Genomic DNA, 24,560 nt, shown 5'->3' on the forward strand with positions numbered 1-24,560 from the left:
AATTATATTATTTTTGAACATAACTTTTCAAATAAAATGGATAATAAAGAGCTTAAGTTCAATACCTTAAGCTCTTTAATCTATTTACTTTGAAGTGTTTCCCTGTCATTCTGACAGCAAATCCAAAAACAGGCCATATCCTGCTTCTTCCATTTCCTCTCTCGGTATGAAGCAAAGGGCTGCTGAGTTGATACAGTAACGTAATCCACCCTTGTCACGCGGTCCGTCATCAAAGACATGACCTAAATGAGCATGACCAGCCCGACTGCGGACTTCAATACGGTTCATGCCGTGGGACTTATCTTGGAAATAAGTCGCCACTTCCTTGCTGATTGGCTTGGTAAAGGAGGGCCAGCCGCAGCCTGAGTCGAATTTGTCTGTTGAGAGAAAGAGGGGCTCGCCAGTCGTAATATCGACATAGATGCCAGCTTGGTCGCTATTCCAAAACTCATTTTCGAAGGGTCTTTCCGTCGCAGCTTCTTGAGTGACTTGATACTGGAGGTCGGTCAAACTGTCCTTTAAGACTTGCTGGTCTGGCTTTTGGTAGTCTGCAACATCAATCAGAGGGATTTTTGCCTGCCCAAGATCGATATGACAGTACCCTTGGGGATTTTTCTTGAGATAATCCTGATGGTAGTCTTCGGCGGGGATGTAATGTGCGAGTGGCTCCACTTCAACGGCTAGGGTGCGTCCGCCAAAGAGCTGGGACTGCTCCGTCATGACCTGCTCGATGGTCGGCAAATCAGCCTTATCTGTGTAATAGATACCAGTCCGATACTGGCGCCCCTTGTCAGGCCCCTGCTGATTGACAGAGAAGGGATCAATGACCCGGAAATAGTAGAGGAGAATTTCCCGCAAATTGATACGAGTCTCATCATAGGCTAGATAGAGCGTCTCTGCGTGGTCTGTTTGTTTGAGGAGTTGATAATTGGTCGTCTCCACCTGTCCATTGGCATAGCCAACGCTAGTGTCAAGAATACCATCGATCTGGGAAAAGTAGCCTTCCATCCCCCAGAAACAACCGCCTGCTAGGTAGATTTCTTTCATGTGAACTCCTTCTTATCTGCAAGCGTGGTTTCGTCACCCTTACAGATTTTTTTCTTTCATTTCTGCTTCCATTTTGAGACGTTGAACCTTCATGGTCGCAGTTCGTGGAATGTCGTCATAAGCCATCAAGATAGGCTCTTTCAATAGTGGTAGGTCTGCAACCATGGTCCACCAAGCTTCCCAATTCATCTCAGCATCTTCTGCCAAAGCGATAATCGGCTGCGGTGCACCATTGACATCGCGGATAATCACAACTTCTGATAAAAAGTCCAATTTATCCAGCAATAGGTCTTCCAAGGCAAGGTTGCTGTCGATGTGCTCAATAAGGTCAACCTGACGGTCTTTTAAAAGAAGTGTACCCTCTGGAGTCATACAGCCGTAGTCACCACTATCCCACCAAGCACCGTACACATTATCTTGGAAACGGGCATCTTCTTTGTAGTAAGTCACAGCACGGCCTTTTGACAGGAACTGGATATGGCCGTTTTCTCCAGCTGGGAGAGGATTCCCTTGGGCATCTGTGATGCGTGCTTCTGTGTAACCTTCTAGACCAATCCCCATATCTCGTCCGCTAACTGTTCCTAGATTTTCCAAGCGATGGTAACGTAAAATCATTGGACCACATTCACTTTGACCATAAACCTGCATAAAGACTGGATCTTGCTCTTTAGAAGCCTCCAAGAAGGCGCGAAGCGTACCAATATTGATAGCATCAAAGGTTGAATGGTAATAACGAATGCTACTAAAGACCTCTGGTTTTTCCTTGGCCAATCTTGCCCATTGAACAAAGTTATTCGGATGGGTTTCCAGAGCTCTTGGACGGTGAAGAGCAAGCGCCCGTTCAACATCATCTTTTCTTGCAGAAGAAAGCGGGTAGAGGGGGAATCCTAGACCAATCGCCGAAGACACGCCGATATTATAGCGTGAATGTACAGGGGAGATATGGAAGGCCAGCAAGCCTCTCTCCGTCATCTTGTCAAAAATAGTTTGTTGCCAAGCTACTCGCCAGCCCATGGTCTGTGCTGTGTGGCAGATTAGTTTTGGAACACCTGTCGTTCCCGAAGTATGGGTCATGTATTGAATAACATCTTCTGGCAGGAGATTTTCTTCAAAAGCAACTGCTTCTTGCACTAGGACTTGGGGTAAAAATACCTTTGTGACCAGGTCAGTTCGAGTCATTCCTGCTACACGTTCTTCCGTTTCTTGGTCGTAGACAATGAAAGACTTTTCCAATCGCTCTGCAAACACATCTAAATTCGAAGATGGTAAATGATAGGAAATCATAACAGGAACAGCACCCAATGCCGTTACCGCTACTGCTAACAAATAGGTGTCGAAAGCTGGGCTCTTATACAGAACCACCTTGTCCCCATAGCCAATACCTGCTGCTGCAAATTGAGTAGCTCTTTTTTGAATAGCCTCAAAAACTGTTTGATAAGTATTTTCCAATCCTAATTCAGGGAAGGATGCGTAGGGTTGGTCAAAATAAATGGCAACATTTGGAAACTCTTGAGCTGCTGTTTTAAACTGACGATAGAGATTTAATGGTTTGTAACTAATAGTTGACATATCTAACCTTTCTAAAATGACAATGATAAGGTTATTATAACATCTTGTGCCAACCTTCACAATCTGATATCTTTTTATGACTCACAGTTGTGAAAAAACAAGTAGTCAATCCACCACTTGCTTTCATTTTCAATTAACCAATCTCTGCCAAGATAGCTTTGATTTGCTCCTTCGTATGAACACCAGCAACTTGTTTCACAACCTGTCCATCTTTTTTGAACAAAAGAGTTGGGATAGACATGATACCAAACTGACGAGCTGTGTTTGGATTCTCATCAACATCCATCTTGTAAATACGCAATTCATCTTCGTCCACTTCGTCTGCTAATTGTTCCAAGATCGGTGCTTGCATACGGCATGGACCACACCATGGTGCCCAAAAATCTACAAGGACTACGCCTTCTTGTGTTTCAACTTCAAAGTTTGCATCTGTAATAACTTGAACCATAATTTTCTCCGTTTCTGTTTTTCTACTATCATTCTACACCAAAAAAAAACAGAAAGCGAATTTTTGCTACGGGATGAAGCATGAGATAAACGTACCTATAAGAATTTCAGTTGTAAAAAAATGGGTAAAGCTAAACTTGTCCGCAACGATACAAGCGAGAAATGAAAAATTGTTTTGCTTATCAAATCCAATTGTAACAATGAGACAAGGTGACGGAGTAGGTGCTACGGAAGAGAAATGAGATAGACATGCTTAAACACTTGTGATTTGAAAGCATGTTGGTCATTCTAAACTTGTCCGCAGGGGGACGAGAGGGGAAATGGGAGACTGTTCTTTCTGTCTAATCCAGTTGTAGCAATGGGAAAAGATTTACGAAAGGATGCTACAGGATGAGATATTACTCTACCTCTTCCAATTTTGTATATTCTTTTGCCTTTTCTTTCACAACTTGTTGTACCTTTTTTGAAAACTCGCCTTTTATACTTGTATCAAAACTGTTTGCAATCAATTTTACGGAATTTTCTCCATCATTTCCAATTGTTTGAACTTTCTTCTTGTGTTGTTTTAAAATTGCATTTTTTTCTCGCAGTTTGAGTGGAGCATAGATAGAGTGAATCAGCCAATGTTCAATTTCTTTCTCTATAGCATTAATCGTCGCGTAGTCTATCTGGTCAGCTTTGGTATATAAATCTTGCAACATTTGATAAAGTTGATGCATTGGCTCTCCCTTCTATTCTCGATATTTTGTATAAATTTCGTCAATCTGATCTTGCATTTTTCGGTACTGGTTTTTATAGTAGGTATCCAAGTCCTCTTGTTTCTGATCCAATCGGTGAATAGAGCTGTATCGCTCTTGATCGATTGCGGTATGCCATTCGGACATGCCATTGTTGAGTAAATGGTGCAAGTCTCCTGTCTCGTCTCCGACTTGTCGCAATTCTAACAGAACTTCTTGATACTTTTCTTCCAACATTCGAGTCAATATTCGAGTGGTTTCTTCAACATTTTCATAGTGTTCTTGTAGTTCTTTTTGAGCTTTTCGTTGTTGGTTCTCAATATCCTCCCATTCCCACTCTTTCTTCATTAACTCTGTCTTTAATTTATCGTACTGGTCCATTCTTGTATCCTCTGTGCTAATGTCTGGTCTTCCGTTACTTTCTGCTCGATCCCTGCTTGGATTTGACTTTCTAAGTCCACTAAATCCTGCTTGAGTTGATTGGAACGAGTGATAAACTTCTCGACTTGATTGGTGCTATCTCCTACCAGACTATGATAGTCAACACCTGCACTGCTGTAGGCCTGTCTCACTTCATCAGGACTCAAAATGAAGCCAAAAGGGACATTTCCTAAGCTACTGTAGACTTCATTTACTTCTGTAAGGGTGGAAGTGGTCTCTTTTTCGAGTGTTTGGTGAGTGGTTTCCGCAACCTTAACCAGTCCTTGAGCCAGGATGCGGGCTTGTTCGCTATCCAGATAGATGGTTTCACGCGAACTGAAGCCACCACGGGATAGGGTTGCTTTTAAAGTAGCATAGTGGTACATTTCCGACGAGACATGGTGGAGAGCATTGGAATAATGTTGTTCTAGTTTTGAAGAACCTTCCTTTACTTTTAGGCTGCCGTCGGTGTTCCATTGATAACCACCCCACACGTGTTGATCAATAGGATTGAGATTAGTCTTGCTGTCCACACGATAGACTATGCCGATTGCCCCCTCACTCGTTCCTACAGGTGATTTATAGCCGGGAGCATCTTTCCCTGAATAGCCAATAGGAACGAAATCCTTTTGATCAATGTAATTATGAATACGGTATTTTAGAGCATTCACTCTGGCTTTTTCTTCTTCCGTCAAAGCAGGATAAACATTTGGGCCGTTATAGATATAAGCCCCAGCAATGCGGTCAATATCCGAAACAGTGGCCAGAGCATATTGAGCATTCATTGAGCCTAACGAGTGACCGTAGACTGTAATTTGAGCATTAGGGTAGTCCTTCAGGACCTGGTTCAGAGTTCTGGATGCAGACTGAAGTTGGGGCGTCACTTCTGACTTATTAGATATAATATTGTGCGCCATAGGCAAATCATTATCCAGCCAATCTGCTGCAGAGCCTTCCTTCCCTGGACCTTTAGAACCTTGGAACAAGACTGTCACATTGCCGTCAGGCTCTTCAACCACATAACCATCCAAGCCTGTTGCATCTTTGAGTACCTTACGGACTGTGCCGATAGTTAGTTCTTCTTTGACATTGGTAAAAATCTTAACAGGGTCGCCAACTACATAATCTGTATACTCCTCCTTAGCTATTCTTTGTCTCTCTTGTTCAGTGTACATATTATTCCCTCGTCTCTTTTGATATTAGATTCTCAAACCTAGAGGAATTCCCTCCACCTTCAAGCACTATTTTTTTTGTATTAGAATCTTTATTAATTGTATAAAAAACATACAGTCCACTATCATTATTAACGTGAACCGTAAAGCTAATTCCTCCCATTGGATTACGGCGAATTGAGGAACTATCTATAGAGTAGGACCTTATTGCTCCCTCTTCAGTTAACGCTCTTGTATCATAAGAAATTAACCTTTCTTCGATAATCTCCCTCACTTCCTCACTCTTCACAACCTCTACCATATAATCGTGCTCAATTTTCTGCATCAACTTAAATCCTCCTATTCCAAGTGCTATAGCGACAATAACGCCAACTAGTATTTTGACAACTGTTTTCATCTTAGACCTCCTTTATGAAATCCTATCAAGCAAGACGCTTTCTTACCTCATAGTATAACATAAATTTAGTGGTTTAAATATATAAGTGGAAGAAGTCTGTAGGACCTTAATATTGCCAGAAGAGTCTAACTGATAGCCATAGGTCATGTGCTGATTGCCAAGATCGATATCCTTACTTTCCACGAAGTGGACCATCCCAACGGAATCTAAACTTCCTTTGTCTAGGTCACGCCCAACCATACTGACAGGGTCTTTGGGATCTGCATAATTATGAATCAGCCCTTTGACGGAGTCGACCCGTGCTTTCTGTTGGTCGTCTAGGATGCCGTATATATTAGGGCAGTTATAGATATACGCGCTCTCTAAACGGTTAATGTCGGTGTCAGATAAATTAGCAATAGCGTACTGGACATCCATCGAACCTAGGGAGTGGCCGTACAGATTGACTTTTGCATTTGGGTAGGTAGCCATTATTGTATTTAGAGCTTCCTAAGATGCTTTTAATTGTCCACTCGCATGGTCATGGTTCTGGGTATAGTTCGGATGATCTTGGGCAAAGACGCGCAAACCTAAAAAAAGATCGTTTTCAAGCCAGTCATTCCACACATCTGCAGGTTTTGACAATACTTCATTTGGTCCAGTCGAGCCTCGAAAGAGAACCGTAACTTCCAACACTTGGTCTTTGGGCAAATTTGGATCTTTCACGACAGCATAAACCTGTTCACCATTGCCATTTTCATTGTCGAAGTCGAGGGTGACTGTGCCGACAAATTGTTTATTTTCAGTATAAACATCGCGACCTTCTATCATATCTTTGTTATATTGAGTCATTCCTACTTGAAGGTGCGGATCATCTATATATTTTCCTGCCATAGCTACTCCTCTAAAAATGTTGATAATTCTCCAGATAGTATGTAATAAGCTGTACTATATGTCCCATCTTCATTATCAATTAGATTAAAACTCATCGTTTTCTTTTTATCATTGTTGACATAAATCTTTGTCATTAGACCACCCATCGGATTATATCCCAGTTCCTCCAGCTCAACCTCGTATGTTCTAATTTTACCTTCCTTGGTAAGAGCTGCTGGTTCTTCCATCCTTAAATATTCCTCATAAACCTTTTTCGCCTCTTCACTAATAGCAATAGCGACCATTTTCTCGTGTTCTTTGTGTTGCATATAAGCAAATCCTCCTATTCCGATACAGATTACTAACAAAATACCGATAATTATCTTCAGCCCTTTTTTCATCCTAGACCTCCTTTATGAAATACTATCAAATAAGAGCACTTCTTACCTCATAGTATAGCATAAAACGAGTGACCGTAGACTGTAATTTGAGCATTTGGGTAGTCATTCAATAATTGGTTCAGTTTGCGGGAAGCGGACTGAAGTTGAGGCGTCACTTCTGACTTATTAGATATAATATTGTGCGCCATCGGCAAATCATTATCCAGCCAATCTGCTGCAGAGCCTTCCTTCCCTGGACCTTTAGAACCTTGGAACAAGACTGTCACATTGCCGTCAGGCTCTTCAACCACATAGCCATCCAAGCCTGTTGCATCTTTGAGTACCTTACGGACTGTGCCGATGTATCTAGGGTATTCTAGGGTTCCGATATTTACCTCATCTCCAAATTTGTAAGCTGAATACTCTTTGTTGGCAATTTTCTGTCGATCACGATCAGTATACTTTTCAGTCATTGTTTATTTCTCCAACTAATTTTTTCACTTCAGAAGAATACCCTCCCCCGGAGTATTCAATTTTTCCTGTATTAGAATCCTTTTCTAATTCGAACACCACTCTTAACTTTCTATCTGAATTCAAGAAAATATTAAAACTTATCCCTCCCATCGGACTATGAATGATAGAAGAATCATCGATTTCATATGTTTTTATCAGCCCTTCCTCTGAAAGTGCTTCATTATCTAGATATTTAAGTTGTTCTTCTACGATTTTCCTCACTTCCTCACCCTTCACAATCTCTACCATCTGGTCGTGCTCGATTTTTTGCATCAGCTTAAATCCTCCTATTCCGAGTGCTATAGCGACAATAATGCCAACTAGTATTTTGACAACTGTTTTCATCTTAGACCTCCTTAGCATAAACCTGTTCACCATTGCCATTTTCATTGTCGAAGTCGAGGGTGACACGCCTACTATATCATCATATTGTGTAATTACAGCATCTCCCTTACCTAAATTATTGTATTCCGTCATTGCAATCTGAAGATTATCTTCATTAACATATTTTTTTACCATGAACTACTTCCCTAATAAATCTGCCAATTTTGATTTGATAACATAACTTCCAGACTTAAACTTTCCATCTTCATTTTGTAAAAGGTTAAAATGAAAGCCAAAGTCTTCATCTCCATTTACATAAACTCTTACCATCATTCCTCCCATGGGATTATACTCTAGTGTTTCAGTGTCAATTTCATAAGTTTTTATAATTCCATCAGCCGTTAACGCTTTTGGGTCATTCGCTTTCATGTGTTTTTCGTAAACAGCTCTAGCCTCTTCACTAGTAGCGATTGCGACCATTTCTTCATGTTCCTTGTGTTGCATATATCCAATTCCTCCTATTCCAATCCCGATTACTAACAAAATGCCGACAATGATATTCATTACTTTTTTCATCCTAGACCTCCTTTATGAAATCCTATCAAGTAAGACGCTTTCTTACCTCATAAGTATAGTATAGCATAACCTAGTAAGTACTTGAACTGTATTTTGACCCATCCTATTCCCTATATCGCAGAAATATAAAAGCAAGAATAGACTGACTCTATCCTTGCTTGCTAATTCCTTATTTAAACGTCACAATGGTACAGCCTGAACCACCTGCATTTTGTGGGGCGTAGCCGAACTCCTTGACTTGCTTGTTGCGGCGAAGGTACTTTGTCACCCCTTCTCGGATAACCCCTGTACCAATACCGTGGACAATGTCGACTTGTGCCAGATTGTTGAGAAGGGCCTGGTCGATAAATTCGTCCAGTTCCAGCATGGCCTCTTCATAGCGTTTGCCACGGAGATCTAAGCGGGCTTTTGGTCCTCGTACATTGGCACGTTTGACTGTGTGAACCTGGCGTTTCTTAGGCTGCTCTGCCTTTTCCGCCTTGACTAACTCAAACTCATCTTTGGCCAAGGTCATCTTAATCAAACCAACCTGAGCTTCCCAACGCCCGTCCTTGAGCTGATTGGTCAAGGTCCCGCGTTGTCCATAAGCTGTAACGATAATGTCATCGCCCACCTTGGCTGCCCGCTGAATTTTAGCTTTCTTCAGAACCTTGTTTTTAGACAGATCCACCACTTCAGGCGCCAACTTTTTCAGCTCTGCCTTGGCTTCGATAATCTGGTGAGGCTTAAGACTGGCTGCAGCATGGAGATTTTTGAGAATACCCTCGCTTTCTGCCAATGCCATATCTACAATTTCCTTGGCTTCCAAGCGTGCCTTGTTGAGCTCGTTTTCTCGCTCACGATTGAGCTCATCATAGAGTTTGCGAAGCGCACGGTTCATCTTGAAGTTTTCTTGTTCCACCTCGCGAATCTTATCGAGGCGACGACGACTTTCAACAGTCTGACTTTCCAATTTCTCGATAATGCGGTTCACATCGCTATCTGTATCGGTCCAAGACTGAGCCGACTGGATAATGATGTCAGATAGACCCAGACGGCGAGCAATTTCAAAGGCATTGGAGCGACCAGGAACACCCTGCATAAACTTATAGGTCGGACGCAGGCTATTGCTATCAAATTCCATGCTGGCATTTTCAATACCAGAGGTTTCTATCCCGTAGGCCTTAAGCTCAGGGTAGTGGGTGGTCGCCATGGTCTTGATCCCCCGCAAACAAAGGTCATCTAAGATGGCCATAGCCAAAGACGCACCCTCCTGCGGATCTGTCCCAGCTCCCAACTCGTCAAATAGAATGAGAGAATCTTGATCAGCTGCTCTTAAAATTTCCACCGTGTGGGTCATGTGACTGGAGAAGGTGGACAAACTCTGCTCAATAGACTGTTCGTCCCCAATATCCGCAAAAATTTCTTTGAAGATAGCTACCCGACTGCCCTTATCAGCCAAGATAGGCAAACCAGACTGAGCCATCAGATGGGTCAATCCCAAGGTCTTAAGCATGATGGTCTTACCACCTGTGTTGGGACCTGTTATCACGATAGCCGTCAACTGACTACCGAAATAAAGGTCATTTGGTACAGGCTTAGCAATGAGCGGATGCCGAACGTTGAGAAGGGCAATATCCTGCTTCTCAGATAGTTTGGGTACAACTGCTTGATGATCACGCGCAAAGAGATGCTTAGCACGGACGAAATCAATATGCCCGATAAGCCAGGCATTGTTACGGATCACACCACTATGCGGACGGAGCATATCCGACAATTCCTGCAAGATACGGTTGAGCTCATGGCGTTCTTCTGCACGTAGGTGACTGATTTCTTCGTTCAAGGTCACCACTGCCCGCGGCTCAATATAAACGGTCGAACCCGAAGCAGAAATATCATGGACAACCCCTGCAATCTTATTGCGATAGGTATTTTTAACAGGAAGGACATTACGTCCATCACGGCTTGCCAAAATGCTATCGGACAGCATGTCCCCCTTGGTCTTCAAAATATCCTGCATGACCTGACGAACTTGGTCTTCAGCTTCACGGATTTTCCGGCGGATACGAGCCAGCTTTTCTGAGGCAAAATCCTCGACAAAACCAGCATCATTGATGGACTGGAGGGAGCCCTGTAAATTTGGAAAAAGCTCAATCTTCTCAAAGAGTTTATCCAGCTGGCTAAGACTGACATTTTCCAGATTTCCATAAAAATCCAAGAGAGATTTAGAAACTTCCAAGACCTTTTTAACAGCTAATAATTCAGCGATATTGAGGTCTGTATCCAATTCCAAACGACGCATGGCTGGACCGATGTCACTAGTAGCAGCCAGACTGAAATAGGGATTTTCCACAAAAATCTGAGCTATGTCTGTCAACTCGTCGAAGGACTGTTGGATACGATGGACTTCCACCATGGGCTCCAACTGTCGTAATTCTTCAAAGCCCTGTTCCGTCAAGAGATAGGGCTCAATTTTTTGTCTTACCTTGTGAAATTCAAGGGTTTCAATAATTTTATTATTCATATGTTCCTACTTAGTCTTTTCCTTAGCTTTATCTCATTATCAAAACAATAAAAGATAAAAATATAGTCTTTCCCAATCTCTTACATTAAAGGTATAACAGTCAACTAATCCTCAATGAAAATCAAAATCAGACTTGCTCCAAGGGTTCGGGGGAACCTTTAGAGGTTGGAAATAGGCGAACGTAGTCCGTTTCGCTCTAATGCAGATAGAACTCTGTTCCTGTTATATTTCAAGGGAGCAGGCTGAGGCTGGGCAGAAAGTCCATCCTCGCTTCTCAGAGTTCGTGTCAGCATCTCAGCGCAGTGGTTGATTGGCAGATTTGTTCGTGTTTCACACTCCAAATCCGACCTAATCAACTGTGCGGGGGTGGGAGTGAAACAGTCTGGGGATAGACTGTTTCAGCTCAACAACTTAAAACGAAAAATTGTTGACGAACTCTTTTAGACTGCTCGAGTTCTTTCCCACTCCCACTCATCAAATCAAGTCAACAATGTCTGATTTTGATTTTCGAAGAGTATTATAAATGACGATAAAAAGGATAAGGTCTCCCTTACCCTGCTATATTACTCAACCAGAGAGATTTTAAAAAGCTACTAGTGAATGGTGTGTACTGAATCATGATGTTGGCAAGAAAACTACTGTGCAATTTATCTTGAATCATCGCTAACGGAATAGTCGATAGCAAGACCATGACAATCTGAAGAGAAATAAAAGTCACCAAGACAGCCAAGGCGCCGCTTATGAGATTGGTCGTTTTTGTATCAGGATTAAAAGCCTCTAATAGATGGACAAATATTCCTATGAAACGCACAATAGCATAAACCAAGACGTATATCAAAAGAAAGGCCAATCCCGCATAAAATACCATATCTAGGTCAAAGAGATATTTCTCATCAAAATAATAGTTGGAGCTCCCCTGAGTAGCATTGGCAAATGGCACCCAGAGATAAAGGAAGGATGCCAATTTTTTATAAGTAGCCGTCGCAACCACCAGGGCAATAATACTGCCCATGCTATAAAAGGCCTGTAGAACTAGACCACGGCTGTAGCCAATGTAGAAACTCCATGCCAAAATGAGAATAATTGCTAATGAAATCATACCTTGTCCTCAAGCTCATCTAAGTCAATCAAGGTCACATTCTTTTTCAAGACCTTTTCTTTGACGCTTGCAAGTTCTTGTTCCTTTTGTTCAAATGCCATCTCGCGCGTTAGTTGAACGGATAGAGCATTGATTGCCAACAAAAGTGCGAGGGTTTCAGGGTCCGCCGTCGGCATCTTTTCTTTGATGGCTTGGTATTTTTCCTGTGCAATACGCTCAATCTCTTCCATGAATAAATTATCATGCTCAGTTGTCAAGGTTAATTGCTTCTCGCCAAATGTAAATTTATATCGATTTAAGTTTGCCATATCTTACCTCTTCTTCTATCTATTATAGCGTAAAAAACTTGATTTGGCTAATCTCTCCTATAAAGAATGCTTTCTACGAGCAAAATCTACAAAGCGGAATTTATCAATTTTATGCTTGCTTTCTGTATATTGGAATTGTTGGGTATCACCGAGATAGACGCGAGATTTAATCAAGACCAAATAATCATCCTTCGATTGCATTAGCTCACGCTCTTCTCGATTGGTCGGCTCTACCGTAATCTCTTTTTGTGCATAAGCAATATCAAGGCCTAACTTATTTTCTAGGTATTCGTAGATGGATTTTTCAGCAATAGCTGTTGTCAACTCTGGCACGACATCGACAGCAAGATAATCTGTATCCACAACGGAGACCTTACCGTCAATCGAACGTGTACGGACAACTTTCCACACCTTGCTATACGGCTCAAAGCCTGTCAAATGCGAAAGGCTACTATTAACGGTAATCATATCTAAGCTGACAACATCTGTCTTGGTAGAAAGCTGGAGAACATTTGTCAATTCCTGATAGGAAGTTAAACCTGAAACTGGGAAATTGAGAATTTCTTGCTTAAGGACCATTGAACCACGCCCTTGCACTTTTTGAATCAAACCTCCCTCAGTCAAAATCGCCAACGCCTTACGAACCGTATCACGACTAACACCATAGATTTCCTGAAGCTGCTGTTCTGTCGGTAGGGAGCTTTCTGCCGGATAAACATTTGTCCGTATTTTTTCTTTTAAGTCATTATAAATTTCTTGGTATTTTTTCATCATTTCCTCGCAAATTCATCTGTCAAATAACATACAACTATCAACATTATAACAAAATTCATTTCAAAATTAAAAAAAACTAAGCAAAAACGCTTGCATTATTTTTTGAAATCGGATACAATGATAACACAAAAGAAATTTGTCCGTACAAATTTCAAAAAAGACATACTTTTGGGAGATGTCTAAAAAATATAGGGTGACGGATTCCATAAGCCGTCTAGAAGGAAAAATATATGGGAAAATTTGAAAAAGAAGCCAAACAGCTCCTAGAAGCTATTGGCGGAAAAGAGAATGTCAATGCAGTAACACACTGTGCAACGCGCATGCGCTTTGTTCTTGCAGATGAGAAAAAAGCAAACGTAAAAGTCATCGAAGACATTCCAGCAGTAAAAGGAACCTTTACAAACGCTGGTCAATTCCAAGTCATCATCGGTAACGATGTACCAATCTTCTACAATGACTTTACAGCTGTGTCTGGTATCGAAGGCGTATCAAAAGAAGCTGCAAAGTCAGCCGCTAAAAGTAACCAAAATGCCATCCAACGTGTTATGACCATGCTGGCGGAAATCTTCACACCGATCATTCCTGCCCTTATCGTCGGCGGTTTGATTCTCGGTTTCCGTAACGTCTTGGAAGGTGTTCAGATGGAATGGCTTGGACAAGCTATGAAAGATGGGCAGTTGGTCTTCGATGCTGATGGTAACCCTGTATGGAACACCATCGTTCAGGTTTCTCCTTTCTGGAATGGTGTCAATCACTTCCTCTGGTTGCCAGGTGAAGCCATCTTCCACTTCTTGCCAGTAGGTATCACTTGGTCCGTATCTCGTAAAATGGGAACTTCACAAATCCTTGGTATCGTCCTTGGTATCTGTTTGGTTTCTCCACAGTTGCTCAACGCTTATGCTGTACCTGGTACAGATGCAGCAACCATTGCCAGCGACTGGTCTTGGAACTTCGGTGCATTTAGTATTGCCCGTATCGGTTATCAAGCACAAGTTATCCCTGCCCTCCTTGCTGGTTTGGCACTGTCTTACCTAGAAATCTTCTGGCGTAAGGTTGTTCCAGAAGTTGTATCTATGATTTTCGTACCATTCCTATCACTTCTTCCGGCAATTATCTTGGCTCACACTGTCCTTGGTCCTATCGGTTGGACAATCGGGCAATGGTTGTCAACAGTTGTATTAGCTGGTTTGACTGGTCCATTGAAATGGCTCTTCGGTGCGGTATTCGGTGCCCTCTATGCACCATTCGTTATCACTGGTCTTCACCACATGACAAATGCCATCGATACACAATTGATTGCAGATGCTGGTGGAACTGGTCTCTGGCCAATGATTGCTCTTTCTAACATTGCTCAAGGTTCAGCAGTATTTGCCTACTTCCTCATGAACCGTCACAATGAAAAAGAAGCGCAAGTTTCACTTCCTGCAACTATTTCTGCCTACCTAGGTGTTACTGAACCAGCCCTCTTTGGCGTCAACGTAAAATACATTTACCCATTCGTAGCTGCTATGATTGGTTCAAGTATCGCAGGCTTACTCTCTGTATCCTTCAACATCCAAGCAGCTTCTATCGGTATCGGTGGTCTTCCAGGTATCTTGTCTATTAAGGCTGAATACTGGGGTGCATTCTTTATGACAATGATTGTTGCGATTGTTGTCCCAATGATTTTGACAGCTGTTTTCAAACGTACAGGTGCATTTTCAAAAAAAGAAGAAACTGTTGAAGAAGTTGTAGCTCCAACTGAAGCAGTTGTTGAAGCTGGCGCTGCTATCGAATTGATTAGCCCACTTACTGGTCAAACCAAAGAATTGTCACAAGCTACTGACCCTGTATTTGCATCAGGTGTCATGGGCCAAGGTGTCCTTATTGACCCGAGCGAAGGTATCTTGGTTGCTCCAGTCGATGGTGAAGTATCTGTCCTCTTCCCAACTAACCATGCTGTTGGTATCACTGCTACAAACGGAGTTGAGCTCCTTATGCACATTGGTATGGATACTGTTGGTTTGGAAGGTAAAGGCTTTACAGCCCATGTAAATCAAGGTGACAAGGTAAAAGCTGGTGATAAATTGATTAGCTTTGACATCGATGTCATTAAGGCTGCTGGTCTCATCGCTGAAACACCAGTTATCGTGACCAACCAAACTGACTTTGACACTCAAGTTATCGGAAATCTTCCTCGTGCCATCTCGCAAGGCGAAGCTATTCTGACAGTTACAAAGAATTAATGTTCTAGGAGGGCGCAAGGTAACTTGCACCTCCTATCATTGCTTATGCAAGAAGGAAAAATCAAGAAAGAGAGAGCAAAATGACAATAGACAAACGAAAGGTTGTTTATCAAATCTACCCAAAATCTTACAAGGATACAACTGGAAATGGTGTAGGGGATTTACGAGGAATTATTGAAAAACTCCCATATTTAAAAGAGCTAGGTATTGATGTGATTTGGCTCAACCCTTTCTACCCAAGTCCTCAACGAGACAACGGTTATGACATTTCAGATTATACAGCCGTCAATCCTGATTTTGGGACCATGGCTGACTTTGAAGAAATGGTGGCTGTCGGCAAAGAATTGAGCATTGAATTCATGCTAGACATGGTCCTCAACCACTGCTCAACCGACCACGAATGGTTCCAAAAGGCCCTAGCCGGCGACAAATATTACCAAGATTTCTTTATCCTGCGTGACCAGCCAACTGACTGGGTGTCTAAATTTGGTGGCAATGCCTGGGCTCCTTTTGGAGATACTGGGAAATACTACCTCCACCTCTTTGACGTGACCCAAGCCGACCTCAACTGGCGAAATCCTCATGTCCGTGAAGAACTCTTCAAGGTGGTCAACTTCTGGAAGGACAAGGGTGTCAAGGGCTTCCGCTTCGACGTTATCAACCTGATCGGCAAGGATGAAGTCCTCGAAGACTGCCCAATCAACGACGGCAAGCCAGCTTATACCGACCGCCCAATTACCCACGACTACCTCAAGATGATGAATAACGCCACTTTTGGAGCAGAAAAAGGCTTCATGACCGTCGGAGAAATGTCTGCCACCACCATTGAAAACTGCATTCTCTACACAGCTCCTGAGCGGGAAGAATTGTCCATGGCCTTCAACTTCCACCACTTGAAAGTGGACTACAAGGACGGGCAAAAATGGACCATCATGGACTTTGACTTTGAAGAACTCAAACGCCTCTTTCACACTTGGGGCGAAGAGATGTCCGTTGGAAATGGCTGGAATGCCCTTTTCTACAACAACCACGACCAACCTCGTGCCCTCAACCGCTTTGTTGATGTGGAGAATTTCCGTAACGAAGGAGCAACCATGCTGGCTGCCTCTATCCATCTGTCACGCGGTACGCCTTACATCTATATGGGCGAGGAAATCGGCATGATTGACCCTGACTACGACAGCATGGACGACTACGTAGACGTGGAGTCTATCAATGCCTACCAGATGCTCTTGGATCAAGGTCACACACCTGAGCAGGCCTTCAAGATTATCCAGGCCAAGTCCCGCGACAATTCCCGCACTCCGATGCAATGGGACGCTTCTGACAATGCAGGCTTCTCAACAGGAACTCCTTGGCTGAAAGCTGGCAAATCCTATCCAACCATTAACGTTGAGCAGGAAAAAACAGGCCCAATCTTTACCTTCTACCAAGAACTCATCCGCCTGCGGAAAGAACTCCCTCTGATTTCAGAAGGAGATTACAAGGCAGCCTACAAGGATAGCCAGAAAGTCTACGCCTTTGAACGCTTGCTAAATGACGAAAAACTGTTGGTCCTCAACAATTTCTTTGCAGAAGAGGTTGAACTAGACCTGACAGACGATTACGCCCACGGCCAAGTCCTCATCAGCAACTATCCTGATAGCAAACTCGGTAAGAAAATTACCTTGAAACCCTATCAAGCATTGGCAATTCAAGTTAAATAAACGATAAAACATCCGAAAACAACACTCTACATGTCAATTTTAATTTTCCTAAAATTAGAACCCGCCTTCACAGCTCAGTAGGTTACTTGTAAAGGCAAGTTCTTGGTTTAAGGTTTCTTTTAGGAATATATTTTATACTGTGGTTTGCGCACGAAACAGCTATCTGGGGGGAGATAGTTGTTTCTTTTTTTATAGTCATTTGAATTAACTTTGATACATCGTCACTTTCGGCTTGCCGTACTCTACGAAAGTGACTTGTTTCGCAAGTCTTATTTTCAACCTAGGCTGGGCAAAAAGCCCAGGACCACTACTCAGAGTTCGTGTCAACATCTCAGCGCAGTGGTTGATTGGGTTTAACAGTCCAGTGGACTGTTAAAGGTTGGAGATAAGATTTGCGAAGCAAATCTCAGCAATTCGTTTTTTGCACTCCAAATCTGGCCATTACGACTGATGCGAACAGAGTTCGCTTCATTTCCAACCTCCAACAGTCACTACTCTGACTGTTGGAGCTATGCGGGGGTGGGAGTGAAACAGTCTGGGGATAGACTGTTTCAGCTCAACAACTTAAAACGAAAAATTGTTGACGAACTCTTTTTATCTTGGTCGAGTTCTTTCCCACTCCCGCTACCTGCACCTCAGTTCCTTGTCTGAAAGTTCATTCATTCGACTATATTACTACATATAAAGCAATAACCGTTTCAGATAAGGCTGAAACGGTTATTTTTGTAAGTCTAATTAAAAGATACATGCACATGATCGTAGTGGTTTTCTGTAACGCTACCACGGTCTGGCATCAGATTCCATGTATAGGCTGGACCATAGATACTGTCATACGGCGCATAGAAGCGCTGTTTCCAAATGATGTAGTTGATATTTTTAGAAGCTAAGTTTGCAACTGCATAATCCGCCACTTGATCTCCTAGAGCTGAGCTCTCAGGCACCATAAAGTCAATTGCCAATCCCTTACCATGGTCGCCAGAATCACCAGGACGGTAACCTGAGAAAGACGTAATACCGAAGGCATTAGCTACTTCTGCGCGGAAGGCTGCTACCTGAGGTTGCAAACCGACATCATAAGCACTTGTACTTGTTGTAGTAGTTGATAGGGCTGTCACTTGTGGAGTTTCAACTACAGGCTGCTCTACAACTTCCTCTACAGGTGCCTCAACCACAGGTTGCTCTACAACTTCCTCCACAGGTGCTTCTACTACAGGCTGTTCTACAACTTCCTCTACGGGTGCTTCTACTACAGGCTGTTCTACAACTTCCTCTACGGGTGCTTCTACTACAGGCTGTTCTACAACTTCCTCTACGGGCGCTGAGTCGGTAACTGATGAAATTTGATCCAAGGGAACAACCGTATCCTCAACCGTTACTTGATTGGTTGTTAGGTCAACAGTTGCCTGAACGGTCTCATTTGTGTTTCCCTGAACAGGTGCTTCAATCTCAACCTGAGTCACTTGATTGTTTTGGTCAACAGTCGTCGTCAGTACCGTATCAGGGAAAATCAAGTTGACATCTGCAATTTGATTTATTTTCGCCAGCAAGTCCATATCAATATTCATAGCTGAGGCGATGGCTGATAAGGTATCCCCATACTGAACAGTATAGGTCATCCTTCCTTCTTCTTGTACAATTTCTGGGCTAATTTCAGAAACAGTACGTGGAGCCCATTCGATGGCTAAAACATTTGTCGAAATCATCCCTGTACTAAAGAGGGAAAGAGCCAATGAAGATGTGTATAACATCTTCTTATTGTTTTTCATGATGGGTGTTTTTCTCTTGCGACGCATATGTTGTGGTTTATTTGTTCTCTTACGTTTCATAATCTTATTCCTTCTTTATTTTTGAGATGGTTCTATCTTACCTAAATTAAATCTGAAAAACAAGCCTTCAACCGTTCTTTTAAATAAACTGTCTCCACTATGTAATCTTAGGACTTTTCTGTCACACAATCAATATAAATGTCATCTGACTGTCATATTATTAGATAATACTCAATGAAAACCAAAAACAGATTCGGCGACGCAGATGCAGGTAGAACTAACGTTTACCAAATCAAGTCAACAACGTCTGGATTTTCGAAGAGTATAAGTAAAAAATAAGAGTAAGGCAGTAATCCAATAATTGGCTACTAACTCACTCTCATTTCTATTTTCGGATTAGTCAAATCCCTACATTTCTTCAGGGTAAACCAAGCCCCATTCTTTACGGAGTTGGGTCATGATGTCCATGACATCTTGGGTGTAGGCTAGGTGCATGGTGTTTTCGATGCCTGCGACAGCTTTTTCCATATCCGCCACTTCATAAGAAAGGGCCTTGGCTGTCTCGCCCGCTTCGATTACTTCTTGACTACCGTCTTCAGTATAGGTAATGACTGCCTTCTGACCACGAGGGTACTCGTAAAGCTCGATGTAGCCTTTATCGTAGGCAATAGTACCACGTTTTGGCTGTTTGGCATGGAGGGTCAGGGCGATGGTCGCCATCTCTCCTGCATCATTGCTGAGCAAAATCCCTACCTGCTCGTCCACACCTGTCGGAGCCAATTTGACCTGGGACAAGACCTGACTAGGCTTTTCAGTCATAAACCAACGGACAAAGGACAGAGCGTAGACACCAATATCCAAAAGGGCACCGCCTGCCAAGTTTTTATTGAAAAAGCGGTTGGTCATGTCGTATTCCTTGTAGCTACCAAAGTTCATCTGGATCATCTTCAACTCTCCCAACTTGCCACTGGCAACCACTTGGCTCAACTGACGATAGATTGGCATGTGGAAAATGGTCATGGCTTCTGCCAGGATAACCTGGTTTTCCTCTGCCAGTTGAATGGCTTCTGCTAATTCTTCTGAATTAAGCGTAATAGACTTTTCACAGAGGACATGCTTTCCAGCCTTCAAGGCCTTTCTCAAATAATTGATATGGGTATTGTGAGGCGTAGAAATGTAGATAATGTCTACTTCAGGATCCTCAAACACTTCATCGATTTCTAGATAAACTTTCTCGATGCCATATTTTTGCGCAAATTCCACACCCTTGTCATAGGTACGGTTGGCTACCGAATAAAGATTTCCTCCCATAGCCTGCAATGCCTGAACCAATTCGTTGGCAATGACACCTGTTCCCAGAGTCGCCCATTTATACTTCATTTGCACTTCCATAGTGTACCTCACTTTCTTCTACCATTATAGTAAATTCCACCCTTTTCTGCACACTCTAACTAGCATTTGTGTTACAATAAGAACATGAATACCGTTGTACTAAAGGCATCTGCCCAGCAAAAACAAGCCATGATGGCTCACTATGACCGCTATCGGCAGACCAGCAAAAATCCTTACATAGAAGCATTTTTCAAACTGACCGGTGGCAGCCTGTCCATCTACACTTCTGGAAAAGTCGTTTTTCAGGGGGAGATGGCAGAGCAGGAAGCAAGGCTCTGGGGCTATGAGCCAGAAAAGTCTGGACAGACGACCATACCTGGTCAAAACCTGCCCATGATTGGTACAGATGAGGTTGGAAACGGGTCTTATTTTGGAGGTTTGGCAGTCGTTGCTAGTTTTGTCCGCCCAGAAGACCATGCCTTTCTCAAGTCGCTTGGTGTAGATGATTCCAAGAAAATGACAGACCAAAAAATCTGCCAAATCGCCCCTCTCTTAAAAGAGAAAATCCCCCACCAAGCTCTGCTATTGTCACCGAAAAAATACAACGAAGTCATCGAGCAAGGCTACAATGCAGTATCTGTCAAGGTCGCCCTACACAATCAGGCTATTTTCCTACTCTTGCAAAAGGGTGTCCAGCCTGAGAAGATTGTCATTGACGCCTTCACTTCCAGTCAAAATTATCAAAAGTACTTGAAGAAGGAAGCCAATCAATTTGCCAACACCGTCACTCTAGAAGAAAAGGCTGAGGGCAAGTATCTGGCTGTGGCAGTATCTTCTATTATTGCTAGAGCTATGTTTTTAGAAAATCTTGTCCAGCTTGGTCAACTAGTTGGGATGAATCTACCGTCTGGTGCAGGCAGTAAATCCGACCAAGTCGCAGCAAGCATCTTAAAACAATATGGTATGGCTGGTCTCAACCAAACTGCCAAACTCCACTTTGCCAATACGCAAAAAGCACAAAAATTATTGAAATGAGGAAAAAATATGGGAGCAATCCAAAAAACAAAACGCTCACCACTAGTCGCCTTCTTAGCTGAATGGGGCATCTTTTTACTGTTTATGGCAGCTTTTTTTGCCAGTCGTTACTTTATCTGGGATCCTGTATCTGTCGATGGCCATTCCATGGACCCAACGCTTCAACACCAAGAAAAACTCATCATGCTAAAAACGACCTCTATCGACCGCTTTGATATTGTTGTAGCCAGCGAAACAGACAGCGATGGCAAGGAAAAACTGATTGTCAAACGTGTGATTGGTATGCCAGGTGACACTATTCGCTACGAAAACGATGTCCTCTATGTTAACGACCAAAAAGTGGACGAGCCTTACTTAGATGAATATCTCGCTGCATTCCAGAAAGATAAACTTCAAGAAGTCTATTCTTACAACAAACAATTCCAAGCTGTGGCCCAATCTGCTGAAGCTTTCACACAAGATGCCAATGGTTACGTAGACTTTACCGTGACAGTCCCAGAAGGACAATACTACCTGATGGGAGATGACCGCCTTGTCTCACTAGATAGTCGTAGTGTAGGAACATTTTCCCGTGAAAACATCAAAGGAGAAGTTGTCTTTCGCATGTGGCCTCTCAACCGTATTGGGACTATTGATTAATACAAACAAGTTTGGAGCAATCCGTTCCAAACTTCTTTTTCATTATTATTGGAAATAAACTCTATGAACGAAGTGTATGTTACCGGCACCATTGACCGGATTATTTTTGAAAATCCTAGTAATTTTTATAAAATCCTTCTCCTTGAAATCGAGGAGACAGACGCAGACTATGATGACTACGAAATTATTGTGACCGGAACGATTGCCGATGTCATTGAAGGAGAAGACTATCGTTTCTATGGCAATCTGGTCACCCATCCCAAGTATGGTCAGCAATTGCAAATCACGCGCTACGAACGCAGCAAGCCTACCTCAGCTGGTCTGGTCAAGTATTTCTCCAGCGAGCATTTCAAGGGAATTGGACGCAAAACAGCTGAAAAAATCGTTGAGCTCTATGGCGAAGATACCATTGATAAGATTTTGGCCGAACCTGAAAAACTAACCCAAATCACAGGTCTATCCCGTAAGAACATGCAGGCATTTGTAGAGAAACTCCGCCTCAATTATGGAACCGAGTTGATCTTGGCAAAACTAGCCGAGTATGGCATTCCCAATAAATTGGCCTTTCAAATCCAAGACCAGTATAAGGAAAAAACACTTCAGATTATTGAAGAAAATCCCTATCAACTGGTCGAAGATGTCCAGGGGCTCGGCTTTACCATTGCCGATAGGATTGCGGAAAATCTAGGAATTGCCAGTGATTCTCCCCAACGCTTTCGGGCTGGCATGCTCTTTAGTCTCATTCATCGCTCCATGGAAACAGGCGATACCTATGTGGAGGCCAGAGACTTGCTGGAAGCAACTCTTGAACTGCTGGAAAAATCCCGCCATACAGAGCTGGACCCCGCTGCTGTTGCCAAAGAATTGACGGGACTGATTGCAGACGACAAGGTACAGCAAGAAGGCACAAAGATTTTTGACAACAGCCTCTACTTTGCCGAACATGGTATCCATAAAAACCTGACCCGCCTGATGGGAAAAAATGGTTTCAAACCCTTCCCACGCGCAGACGTTGAGGCTGCCATAGCAGAGCTGGAAACTATGTCTTCCCTGACCTACGATGACATTCAAAAAGAAGCCATCGTCCAAGCCATTACCAATCCGCTTTTCATTCTGACAGGCGGGCCAGGGACTGGAAAAACAACGGTTATCAACGGTATTATCGCAGTCTATGCCATCTTGCATAAGATTGACCTAACTCGCAACCGAGAAGAATGCCCAGTCCTCCTAGCCGCTCCAACTGGACGAGCAGCCAGACGGATGAATGAATTGACAGGTCTGCCTTCTGCTACCATCCACCGCCACCTCGGTCTGGTAGAAGGACAGGAAGAATCCTACCGTGATGATTACTTGGATGCAGACTTTATCATCGTGGATGAGTTTTCTATGGTAGATACTTGGTTGGCAAACCAGCTCTTCCAGAACATCTCCTCCCAAACCCAAGTTCTGATTGTCGGCGATGCGGAGCAATTACCTTCTGTCAGTCCCGGTCAGGTTCTTGCTGACCTCCTGAAAATTGACAAGCTACCCAGCATCACTCTAGAACGTATCTATCGTCAATCCGATGATTCGACCATTGTTACCCTAGCCAGCCAGATTCGCCAAGGGGCTCTGCCTAGCGATTTCCGTGAGAAAAAGGCTGACCGCTCCTATTTTGAAGTGCAAAACGAACAAATTCCAGCCCTGATTAAGCGCATTGTCGGCGCAGCCATCAAGTCGGGCATTCCTGCAAACGAAGTACAAATCCTCGCTCCCATGTACCGTGGTGCTGCAGGTATTGACCAACTCAACACCATGACCCAGGCCCTGCTCAATCCACTGGAAGAGGGAGAGTTAGAATTCCTCCATAACGAGCAAGCCTTCCGCCAAGGCGACCGAGTCATTCATCTAGTTAACGACGCCGAAGCCAATGTCTTCAATGGCGACTTGGGCTACATCACCGACCTCCTACCTGCCAAGTATACCGACTCCAAGCAGGACGAGATTACCATCAACTTCGACGGCAGCGAGGTCACCTATCCTCGAAACGAATGGTACAAGATTACCCTGGCCTATGCCATGTCCATCCACAAGTCCCAAGGTAGTGAGTTTCAGGTCGTTATCCTTCCCATCACCCGCACCAGCCACCGCATGCTCCAGCGCAATCTGGTCTACACAGCCATCACCCGCTCCAAGAGTAAGCTCATCCTCCTAGGCGAAATTTCCGCCTTCGACTACGCCGTCAAAAACGCCGGAACCGTCCGAAAAACCTATCTGGTCCCACGTTTCCAAGGGGAAATGGCAGAGCAGGATAGCAAGGAAGCTTTAGCTGAAAAAGCCGAAAGTAAAACAGCGGCAACCACACAAACCCAGCCCCCTACTCAGCCAGACAGGAAAGAACAGGTTAAAGTAGTCAAAGAAAACAGCCAACAACTCTCCCTTCTTGATCAAGACCAGCCAGAAAAAACAAGTCCCCAACCCACAGAATACATTTTGACTGTAGATAACCTACTAACCATCGACCCCATGATTGGCATAGAACAGGCAGATATTGAAGAATTTTTTAAAGCATAAAAATCAGCAAGTTAGTAGATTTGCTGGTTTTACTCTTTTATAGTCGTTTCGTTTGCTTTTAGTACAAGGCAACGATATGCAGACTACTTCAACTGTCCAGTGGAGTGTTTAAACTCGGAAATAAGGAAATGAGGCTCCCTCGCCCTTCGTAGTAATAAAAAATACACTAATTGATTCTCAATGAAA

Annotated in this window: 24 protein-coding genes; 5 read left to right on the plus strand and 19 right to left on the minus strand. The window is 43.2% G+C overall.

Annotation, left to right across the window (positions count from 1 at the left end):
• Nucleotides 1-105 precede the first annotated feature (105 nt).
• The 17 genes from msrB to treR all read right to left on the minus strand — a co-directional run bounded on the left by msrB (nt 106) and on the right by treR (nt 13,115).
• Nucleotides 106-1,047: a peptide-methionine (R)-S-oxide reductase MsrB gene (gene msrB / locus ODU37_RS04380; protein ID WP_398580428.1), complete on the minus strand. Its 942-nt coding sequence runs from the start codon at nt 1,045-1,047 to the stop codon at nt 106-108.
• A gap of 39 nt (nt 1,048-1,086) precedes the next feature.
• Nucleotides 1,087-2,616 (minus strand): AMP-binding protein, encoded by a 1,530-nt coding sequence (locus ODU37_RS04385; RefSeq protein WP_249562422.1) that lies wholly within the window; start codon nt 2,614-2,616, stop codon nt 1,087-1,089.
• 133 nt (nt 2,617-2,749) lie between these two features.
• Nucleotides 2,750-3,064 carry a thioredoxin gene (trxA, locus tag ODU37_RS04390; RefSeq protein WP_015646361.1) on the minus strand — a complete coding sequence of 105 codons (315 nt, stop codon included), beginning with the start codon at nt 3,062-3,064 and terminating at the stop codon, nt 2,750-2,752.
• A gap of 397 nt (nt 3,065-3,461) precedes the next feature.
• Nucleotides 3,462-3,782 carry a hypothetical protein gene (locus ODU37_RS04395; protein WP_249562421.1) on the minus strand — a complete coding sequence of 107 codons (321 nt, stop codon included), beginning with the start codon at nt 3,780-3,782 and terminating at the stop codon, nt 3,462-3,464.
• Nucleotides 3,783-3,794: 12 nt separating this feature from the next.
• Nucleotides 3,795-4,181 carry a hypothetical protein gene (locus ODU37_RS04400; protein WP_024411398.1) on the minus strand — a complete coding sequence of 129 codons (387 nt, stop codon included), beginning with the start codon at nt 4,179-4,181 and terminating at the stop codon, nt 3,795-3,797.
• Nucleotides 4,160-5,395, minus strand: a complete 1,236-nt coding sequence (locus ODU37_RS04405) for an Mbeg1-like protein (protein ID WP_249562420.1) — start codon at nt 5,393-5,395, stop codon at nt 4,160-4,162. The genes ODU37_RS04400 and ODU37_RS04405 overlap by 22 nt, the downstream gene beginning before the upstream one ends.
• 1 nt (nt 5,396) lies before the next feature.
• The gene (locus ODU37_RS04410; protein ID WP_105179062.1) at nt 5,397-5,789 is read right to left on the minus strand and encodes a DUF1310 family protein; all 393 of its coding nucleotides are present in this window, start codon (nt 5,787-5,789) and stop codon (nt 5,397-5,399) included.
• Between the two features lie 42 nt (nt 5,790-5,831).
• Entirely contained in the window at nt 5,832-6,206 is a 375-nt protein-coding gene (locus tag ODU37_RS04415; RefSeq protein ID WP_249562419.1) for a hypothetical protein, read from the minus strand.
• A gap of 72 nt (nt 6,207-6,278) precedes the next feature.
• Nucleotides 6,279-6,662 carry a hypothetical protein gene (locus tag ODU37_RS04420; protein WP_228380471.1) on the minus strand — a complete coding sequence of 128 codons (384 nt, stop codon included), beginning with the start codon at nt 6,660-6,662 and terminating at the stop codon, nt 6,279-6,281.
• A 2-nt stretch (nt 6,663-6,664) separates the two neighbouring features.
• Complete coding sequence (locus ODU37_RS04425) at nt 6,665-7,042, minus strand: DUF1310 family protein (protein ID WP_024415343.1); 378 nt, start codon at nt 7,040-7,042, stop codon at nt 6,665-6,667.
• A gap of 47 nt (nt 7,043-7,089) precedes the next feature.
• Entirely contained in the window at nt 7,090-7,494 is a 405-nt protein-coding gene (locus ODU37_RS04430; RefSeq protein WP_249562418.1) for a hypothetical protein, read from the minus strand.
• The gene (locus ODU37_RS04435) at nt 7,487-8,053 is read right to left on the minus strand and encodes a DUF1310 family protein (RefSeq protein ID WP_347269330.1); all 567 of its coding nucleotides are present in this window, start codon (nt 8,051-8,053) and stop codon (nt 7,487-7,489) included. Before ODU37_RS04435 ends, ODU37_RS04430 begins: the two co-directional genes overlap by 8 nt.
• A gap of 3 nt (nt 8,054-8,056) precedes the next feature.
• Nucleotides 8,057-8,434 (minus strand): DUF1310 family protein, encoded by a 378-nt coding sequence (locus ODU37_RS04440; RefSeq protein WP_024415346.1) that lies wholly within the window; start codon nt 8,432-8,434, stop codon nt 8,057-8,059.
• A 169-nt stretch (nt 8,435-8,603) separates the two neighbouring features.
• On the minus strand, nt 8,604-10,937 hold the full coding sequence (locus ODU37_RS04445; RefSeq protein ID WP_249562417.1) for an endonuclease MutS2: 2,334 nt from the start codon (nt 10,935-10,937) through the stop codon (nt 8,604-8,606).
• A 550-nt stretch (nt 10,938-11,487) separates the two neighbouring features.
• A complete protein-coding gene (locus ODU37_RS04450) occupies nt 11,488-12,036 on the minus strand; it encodes a CvpA family protein (RefSeq protein WP_002935945.1) in 549 nt (182 codons plus the stop codon).
• The gene (locus ODU37_RS04455; protein ID WP_002935948.1) at nt 12,033-12,344 is read right to left on the minus strand and encodes a hypothetical protein; all 312 of its coding nucleotides are present in this window, start codon (nt 12,342-12,344) and stop codon (nt 12,033-12,035) included. Before ODU37_RS04455 ends, ODU37_RS04450 begins: the two co-directional genes overlap by 4 nt.
• 57 nt (nt 12,345-12,401) lie before the next feature.
• A complete protein-coding gene (gene treR / locus ODU37_RS04460; RefSeq protein ID WP_012774930.1) occupies nt 12,402-13,115 on the minus strand; it encodes a trehalose operon repressor in 714 nt (237 codons plus the stop codon).
• A 233-nt stretch (nt 13,116-13,348) separates the two neighbouring features.
• Between treR and treP the strand changes: the two genes are divergently transcribed.
• Together treP and treC are read left to right on the plus strand one after the other, a co-directional pair.
• Nucleotides 13,349-15,343, plus strand: a complete 1,995-nt coding sequence (treP, locus tag ODU37_RS04465) for a PTS system trehalose-specific EIIBC component (RefSeq protein WP_249562416.1) — start codon at nt 13,349-13,351, stop codon at nt 15,341-15,343.
• An 80-nt stretch (nt 15,344-15,423) separates the two neighbouring features.
• Nucleotides 15,424-17,049, plus strand: a complete 1,626-nt coding sequence (gene treC / locus ODU37_RS04470) for an alpha,alpha-phosphotrehalase (protein WP_249562415.1) — start codon at nt 15,424-15,426, stop codon at nt 17,047-17,049.
• A gap of 731 nt (nt 17,050-17,780) precedes the next feature.
• On the opposite strand, the gene ODU37_RS04475 is transcribed toward treC, so the two are convergent.
• Entirely contained in the window at nt 17,781-18,875 is a 1,095-nt protein-coding gene (locus ODU37_RS04475; RefSeq protein WP_105141824.1) for a LysM domain-containing protein, read from the minus strand.
• A gap of 348 nt (nt 18,876-19,223) precedes the next feature.
• Complete coding sequence (locus ODU37_RS04480; RefSeq protein ID WP_249562413.1) at nt 19,224-20,207, minus strand: Gfo/Idh/MocA family protein; 984 nt, start codon at nt 20,205-20,207, stop codon at nt 19,224-19,226.
• An 84-nt stretch (nt 20,208-20,291) separates the two neighbouring features.
• Here ODU37_RS04480 and rnhC point away from each other — a divergent pair, with 84 nt between their 5' ends.
• The 3 genes from rnhC to ODU37_RS04495 all read left to right on the plus strand — a co-directional run bounded on the left by rnhC (nt 20,292) and on the right by ODU37_RS04495 (nt 24,374).
• Nucleotides 20,292-21,182, plus strand: coding sequence for a ribonuclease HIII (gene rnhC / locus ODU37_RS04485; protein WP_249562412.1), 891 nt, complete (start codon nt 20,292-20,294; stop codon nt 21,180-21,182).
• Nucleotides 21,183-21,191: 9 nt separating this feature from the next.
• The gene (gene lepB / locus ODU37_RS04490) at nt 21,192-21,821 is read left to right on the plus strand and encodes a signal peptidase I (protein WP_024400396.1); all 630 of its coding nucleotides are present in this window, start codon (nt 21,192-21,194) and stop codon (nt 21,819-21,821) included.
• 63 nt (nt 21,822-21,884) lie between these two features.
• A complete protein-coding gene (locus ODU37_RS04495) occupies nt 21,885-24,374 on the plus strand; it encodes an ATP-dependent RecD-like DNA helicase (protein ID WP_249562411.1) in 2,490 nt (829 codons plus the stop codon).
• Nucleotides 24,375-24,560 lie beyond the last annotated feature (186 nt).

This window comes from Streptococcus sp. 2021WUSS109, assembly GCF_044427305.1.
In the GTDB taxonomy this organism is placed as follows: Bacteria; Bacillota; Bacilli; order Lactobacillales; family Streptococcaceae; genus Streptococcus; species Streptococcus suis.